Annotated in this window: 6 protein-coding genes; 1 reads left to right on the top strand and 5 read right to left on the bottom strand. The window is 32.3% G+C overall.

Annotated features, from left to right (window positions below; all coding sequences use genetic code 11):
• Positions 1-659: 659 nt before the first annotated feature.
• The 5 genes from B3J26_RS08455 to B3J26_RS08435 form a co-directional block, all read right to left on the bottom strand.
• Positions 660-1,667: a homoserine O-acetyltransferase family protein gene (locus tag B3J26_RS08455; RefSeq protein ID WP_291074146.1), complete on the bottom strand. Its 1,008-nt coding sequence runs from the start codon at positions 1,665-1,667 to the stop codon at positions 660-662.
• A 29-nt stretch (positions 1,668-1,696) separates the two neighbouring features.
• Positions 1,697-3,004 (bottom strand): O-acetylhomoserine aminocarboxypropyltransferase/cysteine synthase family protein, encoded by a 1,308-nt coding sequence (locus B3J26_RS08450; RefSeq protein WP_038336141.1) that lies wholly within the window; start codon positions 3,002-3,004, stop codon positions 1,697-1,699.
• A gap of 446 nt (positions 3,005-3,450) precedes the next feature.
• Positions 3,451-3,744 carry a F0F1 ATP synthase subunit epsilon gene (locus B3J26_RS08445; protein ID WP_038336143.1) on the bottom strand — a complete coding sequence of 98 codons (294 nt, stop codon included), beginning with the start codon at positions 3,742-3,744 and terminating at the stop codon, positions 3,451-3,453.
• A gap of 85 nt (positions 3,745-3,829) precedes the next feature.
• Positions 3,830-5,338: a F0F1 ATP synthase subunit beta gene (gene atpD / locus B3J26_RS08440; RefSeq protein ID WP_038336144.1), complete on the bottom strand. Its 1,509-nt coding sequence runs from the start codon at positions 5,336-5,338 to the stop codon at positions 3,830-3,832.
• Between the two features lie 145 nt (positions 5,339-5,483).
• Complete coding sequence (locus B3J26_RS08435; RefSeq protein WP_038336147.1) at positions 5,484-6,206, bottom strand: GLPGLI family protein; 723 nt, start codon at positions 6,204-6,206, stop codon at positions 5,484-5,486.
• A 170-nt stretch (positions 6,207-6,376) separates the two neighbouring features.
• On the opposite strand from B3J26_RS08435, the gene B3J26_RS08430 reads away from it, so the two are divergent.
• Positions 6,377-7,306, top strand: a complete 930-nt coding sequence (locus B3J26_RS08430; protein ID WP_125350580.1) for a bifunctional riboflavin kinase/FAD synthetase — start codon at positions 6,377-6,379, stop codon at positions 7,304-7,306.
• The last annotated feature ends 12 nt before the right edge of the window (positions 7,307-7,318 follow it).

The following is a 7,318-nucleotide window of genomic DNA, read 5'->3' as shown; positions in this document are numbered from 1 at the left end:
CCATTGTAAATAATTTTGTTTGAAGCGTTAGCTTCTGTTTTTTACAACTTCGAATTTCCTATAGCTCCATTATTCAAGGATTGACTTCGTTTTATTCGGCTATTTTTCCTTCTGTATATTTTATAATTTCAAATGAACTTCTCATCTTAGCAAACCCTCTCGGCATTTGCGGTTGCAAAGGTAATACTTATTTTTTAACTAACAAATTTTATTTAGAAAATTTTTATTTCAACAAGTCAATTTTACTTTCACTCTCAAACTCCTTTCGAAATCGGTTTGCAAAGGTAAAACTTATTTCTAAACTCGCAAATTTATTTTTAAATAAATTTTTTCGCTATACAAGTCCTTATGTCAATTTCAATACTACTCGTCTTTCGTATTGGGATTGCAAATATACAACCCATTTTTCCGAACTTCCAAACATACTTTACATTTATTTTACATTCTTCCCTTAAGTTGCTGGTACGATGGGAAATATTTTTTGTTTTTTTTAGATGTGAGAAGTGAGATATTAGATTTTAGATTNNCTTCCAAAAAAGAAAAGCAAAATGGATACTTTATGGTTATCGACTCGGGGAAAATTCTACTTCGTAGAATCTATTTATAAATAAAAAAAGCTCGAATAAATCGAGCTTCAGATAATTATTCATTTCATAATATTATACGAGATGTTCCAAAATTGTATTTAATTCTTGTAATTCGACCAAGAAACCATCGTGTCCAAAAATAGAATCAATTTCGATGAATTTTGCATTTGAAATATGATTCGCTATAAATTTTTGCTCACTTGGCGGAAATAATATATCCGAAGATATACCTATAACTATTGTATTGGATGAAATTTGAGCCAATGATTTCTCTAAAGACTCTCTCTTTCGAGCCAAATTTTGTGAATCCATCGCTTTCGAAAGTGTCCAATATGAATGTGCATTAAATCGATTTGCTAATTTTTCACCTTGATATTTTTGATAAGAAGACGCTTTGAAATCGTTGTAAACAGAATCCTTGTCTTTTTGCTTCTGTTCATATATAATATAGGTACGATAAGACAACATCGCAATTGTACGCGCCGCAATCAATCCATTTCTTCCTCCATCCTCAATTTTATCGTTAAAAGTTGAATCGGCTTCGATAGCCAAACGCTGCGATTCGTTGAACGCAATTCCCCATGGAGAATGTACCGCATTTGTCGCCAACAAAACCAAATTATCCACTTTAACTTGATCAAGTAACGTAAATTCTAACGCTTGTTGACCACCGAGTGAACCACCTATTAATAAATGAATAGTTGAAATTCCTAAATGATCTGCCAACAATTGGTGCGCATTTGCCATATCTTTTATCGTAATTGTAGGAAAATCTCGATAATAAGGCGAATTTGTTTCAGGATTTGTAGACAACGGATTTGTCGTTCCATAATTAGAACCAATCACATTGGCGCAAATAATAAAATGATCTTTTGGATTGAATAATTCATTTTCTCCAAAAAGACCAGCCCACCAATCAAAAACATCCGAGTTTGCCGTTAAAGCATGACAAACCCAGATGATATTATTTTTTTCGGGATTCAACGTTCCCGCTGTATGATAAGCAATGGTTAAATTTTCGAGAATTTGACCATTTTCTAATTGAAATGGCTTTGTATAATTATATTGATGAAAATTCACTGAATAAATTTATAACTAAAATACTTTGTTTATTTAATTTTATCAAAAGCTCGTTGAAGATCATTTTTGATATCATCAATATATTCAATTCCGACAGAAAGACGCAATAAACCAGGAAAAACTCCAGCAGATTTTTGTTCATCATCGCTCAGTTGTTGATGAGTTGTTGCAGAAGGATGAATAATTAACGATTTTGCATCGCCAACATTTGCCAAATGACTAATCAATTCTAAACTATCAATAAATTGATTCGCTTTGTCTGCATCACCTTTAATTTGGAATGATAAAACAGCTCCGAAACCATTTTTCAAATATTTTTTTGCCAAATGATGACTTGGAGAAGTAATTAATCCAGGATAATTCACTTTTTCAACTTGCGGATGAAGTTCTAACCAACGCGCAATTTCTAACGTATTGTCCAAATGTTTCTGAACTCTTAACGACAACGTCTCTAAACCTTGTAACAATAAAAAAGAATTGAACGGTGAAATTGCTGGACCAAAATCGCGCAAACCTTCGACGCGGGCACGAATAATAAACTGAATATTACCAAAAGGACCATTCACTCCAAAAACATCGGAAAAAACTAAACCATGATAACCTTCTGATGGTTCAGAAAATTGTGGAAATCTACCATTACCCCAATTATAATTTCCACCATCCACGATAACTCCACCGATAGAAGTTCCGTGTCCACCGATCCATTTTGTTGCAGATTCTACGACAACGTTTGCTCCATGCTCTAAAGGTTTGAAAATATAACCGCCCACACCAAACGTATTATCCACAATAAATGGAATGTTATATTTTTGTGCAATTGCAGCGATTGCTTCAAAATCTGGAACATTAAAACTCGGATTTCCTATCGTTTCTGCATAAATCGCTTTTGTATTTTCATCAATTAATGATTCAATTTTTGTTGGATCTGCATCTTCAGCAAAGCGAACATCAACACCTAAACGCTTAAAACCAACTTTGAATTGATTATATGTTCCGCCATAAAGATTAGAAGCCGAAACAAAATTATCTCCTGATTCTAAAATATTATTTAAAGCAATAAATTGTGCCGCTTGTCCCGATGAAACAGCTAATGCCGCAACACCACCTTCCAGCGCAGCAATACGTTTTTCGAAAACGTCGGTTGTTGGATTTTGAATTCTTGTGTAAATGTTACCAAATTCTTTCAAAGCAAATAAATTTGCTCCGTGTTCGGCATCATTAAATACATAAGAAGATGTTTGATAAATTGGAACAGCTCGAGAGCCTGTTGTTGGGTCTACTTCTTGACCTGCGTGTACTTGTAAAGTATCGAAATGTAATTGTTTTTCTGTTGACATAATAAAATTGTTTTGAATGTGACTACGATTAATAAATAGTAGGTAGGTTAGTTAGCTAAAATTAGCAGCTGCACATTCGAATTTTACTATTGATACAATTATAGATGCTGTGAAGCAGGACGCCGTGTCCAAAAGAATGTTTTTTAGAATTGTACTTCATCTTTAAAAATTATTCATTTCTAACTACACTTTGTAGTTTTATATTTTATGTGAAATTAGAATAATTTTCTAAATAATAAAATTTATAATTAGTTTTTAGAAAATAAATCTATAAAATTGATTTAAAAAGAATATTCATGCCAAAAAGTTAAAAATATTTCTTTCGAAATCTATAAAAAGGATTTAAACAGAATAAAATTTGAAGTAAAAAAGAGAATATTAAGTAGAAAACATAAAAAAAGGAGATCAAAATTGATCTCCTTTTAAGTTTTATGATAAAAAAGTAATTAGTTTGCTAAAACGATTACTTTATTATTGTTCATTTCTATTGTTCCTCCTTTGATATCTAACAATAATGTAGATTCATTAGATGGAGAACTGTAAACTTTGCCAGATTGATTATCGAAATCTTCGAAAGTTTTTGTGTGAACTTTAATTTTGATTGTTCCTTCACCTAAAGTTGCAACGATAGGAGCGTGGTTATTTAATAACTGAAATTCACCATCTTTCCCTGGTAAAGTAACAGCATCTACTTCTGCATCGAAAACTACGAATTCTGGCGTAATAATTTGTAAGTGCATAATCCTATTGTTTTTAAAAAAAAGAGTACTTAGCAACTTTCAAAAAGAAAAGAAACGTAAGCACTCTTTATATGGTTAAATTATATTATTTAGCTTCTGCTAACATTTTTTCTCCAGCTTCAATCGCTTCTTCGATTGTACCACGTAAGTTGAATGCAGCCTCAGGATATTGGTCAACTTCACCATCTAAGATCATGTTGAATCCTTTGATTGTATCTTTGATGTCTACTAAAACACCTGGGATACCTGTAAACTGTTCTGCAACGTGGAATGGTTGAGATAAGAAACGTTGGATACGACGTGCACGGTGTACAACTAATTTATCCTCTTCTGATAACTCTTCCATACCTAGAATCGCGATGATATCTTGTAAAGCATTGTAACGTTGTAAGATTTCTTTTACACGTTGTGCTGTTTCGTAATGTTCTTTACCAATAATTGCTGGTGATAAGATACGAGATGTAGAGTTCAATGGATCTACCGCTGGGTAAATACCTAATGAAGCAATTTTACGATCTAATACCGTTGTAGCATCTAAGTGCGCGAAAGTCGTAGCTGGCGCAGGGTCAGTTAAATCATCGGCAGGTACATATACTGCTTGTACAGATGTAATAGATCCGTTTTTAGTAGATGTAATACGCTCTTGCATAGCACCCATTTCAGTTGCTAATGTTGGCTGATAACCTACGGCTGATGGCATACGTCCTAATAAGGCAGAAACCTCAGAACCTGCTTGTGTAAAACGGAAGATATTATCTACGAAGAATAATACGTCACGTCCTTGACCTTGTCCATCTCCATCACGGAAATATTCAGCTAATGTTAAACCTGTTAAAGCAACACGAGCACGTGCACCTGGAGGTTCATTCATTTGTCCGAAAACGAAAGCAGCTTTAGACTCTTTCATGTTTTCGCTGTTTACTTTAGATAAATCCCAAGATCCACCTTCCATAGAGTGCATGAAATCTTCACCGTAATTAATTAATCCAGCTTCAATCATCTCACGCATTAAGTCATTACCTTCACGAGTACGCTCTCCAACACCAGCGAATACAGATAAACCTCCGTGTCCTTTAGCGATGTTGTTCATCAACTCCTGAATTAATACTGTTTTACCTACTCCGGCACCACCAAATAAACCAATTTTACCACCTTTTACGTATGGCTCTACTAAGTCAATTACTTTAATACCTGTAAATAAAACTTCTGCAGATGTTGATAATTCTTCGAATTTTGGAGCTGGACGGTGAATAGGTAAACCGTTTTCTTTGTCTAAATTCCCTAAACCATCAATAGCATCTCCAACTACATTAAATACACGTCCTTTGATGTCTTCTCCAATAGGAACCATAATTGGTTTTCCTAAAGCGATAACTTCTTGACCTCTTTGTAAACCATCAGAACTATCCATTGCGATACAACGTACAGTATCTTCACCGATGTGTTGCTCAACTTCAAGAATTAATGTTTCTTTTCCTTGACGAGGAACCTCTAATGCATCATAAATATTTGGAAGGCCTTCTGCGTTATCAAAAATAACGTCAATTACAGGTCCAATAACCTGTGCAATCTTACCTTTCTTTTGATTTGCCATTATATGAAATGATTTAGTTTATTTTATTTGGGTGCAAAGGTAAGTTAAAAACATTGTATAATTTATATACTTTTTAAGATTTTTGTCATAATATTTTGATTAGTAATCAGAATATTATAAACAACGAACTTCTAAAACAAAAATATCAATCCTTATCAACTCCATTTCCGCCATACATTTCTTGTACTTTTTTCTGATAATCTTCATAAATCTTATCAAATTCTCCTCTCGAAATTGTTTTATCAGAAATATTATTGAAATAAGAATTAAATTCTTTATCATTATTTATCGTTTCGATATTCGTCATTTTAACAATTGATGTTGAACCAGTTTCATTTTTAGGTTTTATTGTAATTTCTAAAACTAAGCCTGGAAGTCCACCAAAATTGTTTGGTCCACATTTCGTTTTTATACTTTTTGCAAACCATACTTCATACGTATTTTTAGATTTTTCCATTGTTGCTTTTGTGGCAACAATTCCATTTATCGTTTTAGTATCTCTACTAAAAACCCAATTTTCGTCTAACTTTAAGGGAGATTTTACTTTATAATTTCTATTTTCAATATTAATATCTTCGTAAATAATTTTTTCTACAGGATTAATAATTGTATAATTTATGGTATAACTTCCAATCATTTCCATATTATTACTATTCAATTTTGGTCGTTCTTTACTCAAACACAAATTGTTTTCATTGACAAACAAATCGTATGTTTTTGGCGATTCATATTGCTCAATTATATCAGGATAAGCTGCTAATCTCTTCTTTTCTTGCTCTGATAACAAGCTTTTCCCTTCATATTCAACTTTATAATTTTGAGCGAATAATGAAACAAATGGTAATAAAAAAAGTATAAATATCTTCATGATTGATTCTCTTGATGTTATGTCTATATTTAAATTTATAAAATCAATTTCATTAATCCTAATTTTATTTTACGACTTACTATAACAATCAGAATATTACAATCAAAGGAAATTAAAAATAGATTTGAAGTTCGATTTGAAAGCCTTAATTTTGTGCAAAATCATTTTTAGTGAACGTTTATCAATCCTTAGAAGAAATCAAACCTATCAAACGTCCTGTCCTTACTTTGGGCATGTTTGATGGTGTGCACATTGGACATCAATCTATTCTGAAACAACTCAATACAATTGCAAAAGAAATTGATGGAGAAAGTGTTTTGATTACTTTTAATCCACATCCCAGAATGGTTTTACAGCCAAATTGTGATCTTAAATTTTTGAACACTTTAGAGGAAAAAGAAAATGTTTTACGTCAATTTGGATTAGAACATTTGATTATTCAAGCGTTTACAAAAGATTTTTCACAAGTAACTTCTGTCGAATTTGTCAAAAATTTATTGGTTGATAAAATCAATATTGATACGTTAGTCATTGGTTACGATCATCATTTCGGGAAAAATAGAGAAGGAAATTTCGAGCAATTACAAGTTCTTTCGAAAGAATATGGTTTCAATTTGATTCAATTGCAAGCTGTCGAAGAAAATGATGTGGCGGTGAGTTCTACAAAAATTAGAAATGCACTTATCGAAGGAAATATCGCATATGCGAACAAAGCGTTAAACTATCATTATCCACTTTCTGGAGAAGTTGTTCATGGTGATAAAATTGGGCGTACACTTGGTTTTCCTACCGCTAATTTACAAGTTGATCCTAATAAATTGATTCCAAAAGATGGCGTTTATGCGGTTGATGTTTTTGTAGATAATCAAAAATATTTAGGTTTATTAAGTATCGGATTTCGAGAAACGGTTACCAATTCTCGCGAACATCGAGTAGAAGTGAATATATTGGATTTTGATCGAGAAATTTATGGAGAAACAATTTGCCTTGAATTTTTAGGACATTTGCGAGATGAAAAGAAATTTGACTCGTTAGATGATTTAATCATCGCGATGAATCAAGACAAAGAAAATGCAATAAAATTATATGGAAATAATTAAAAAAAGGTTCGC

The organism is Empedobacter sp. UBA5987 (assembly GCF_002429865.1).
GTDB classification, from domain to species: Bacteria; Bacteroidota; Bacteroidia; order Flavobacteriales; family Weeksellaceae; genus Empedobacter; species Empedobacter falsenii_B.
Note: the sequence above shows the minus strand (reverse complement) of the source record. Positions and strands in the feature narration are given on the sequence as shown.

Bases quoted from the DNA above. Each gene is read 5' to 3' on its own strand.
- atpD (WP_038336144.1), bottom strand. From the start codon at position 5,338: ATGGCAAATCAAAAGAAAGGTAAGATTGCACAGGTTATTGGACCTGTA.
- B3J26_RS08445 (WP_038336143.1), bottom strand. From the start codon at position 3,744: ATGCACTTACAAATTATTACGCCAGAATTCGTAGTTTTCGATGCAGAA.
- B3J26_RS08435 (WP_038336147.1), bottom strand. From the start codon at position 6,206: ATGAAGATATTTATACTTTTTTTATTACCATTTGTTTCATTATTCGCT.
- B3J26_RS08450 (WP_038336141.1), bottom strand. From the start codon at position 3,004: ATGTCAACAGAAAAACAATTACATTTCGATACTTTACAAGTACACGCA.